The 543-nt window shown below is 48.4% G+C and carries 1 pseudogene; it reads right to left on the reverse strand.

The window, feature by feature from the left end:
* Positions 1-543 (reverse strand): annotated as a pseudogene (locus R8N47_RS27770) (ornithine carbamoyltransferase subunit F); the annotation flags it as partial.

Consider the following 543-nt stretch of genomic DNA (forward strand, 5'->3'; position numbering starts at 1 on the left):
TGTTTGGCAATGTCTTGGCAAGTCGCGACAAGATGTTCTTCTGGCCAGAATGCTTTTGGTGCCACTAGGCGAATGTCCATGCCCATTTTCGCTGCGCCAACCATCAATGAGTTACCCATGTTGTTACGAGCGTCGCCAAGGTACGCAAAGGTCATTTCGTGGAGCTGTTTGCCACGACTATGTTCTTGCATGGTAAGGAAATCTGCGAGGATTTGCGTTGGGTGGAACTCGTCAGTTAATCCGTTCCAAACCGGAACGCCCGCATGAGCGCCAAGCTCTTCCACAATGGATTGACCAAAGCCTCGGTATTCGATGCCGTCATACATGCGACCTAAGACGCGTGCGGTATCTTTCATCGATTCTTTATGGCCGATTTGAGATCCTGAAGGACCGATATAGGTGACTTGTGCGCCTTGATCAAAGGCGGCGACTTCAAACGCACATCGGGTTCGAGTAGAAGATTTCTCAAAGATGAGTGCAATGTTTTTACCTTGAAGTGTCTTCTGCTCTGTTCCTGCATATTTTGCTTTTTTTAGCTCTGCA

It is taken from the genome of Vibrio sp. 2132-1, assembly GCF_033344315.1.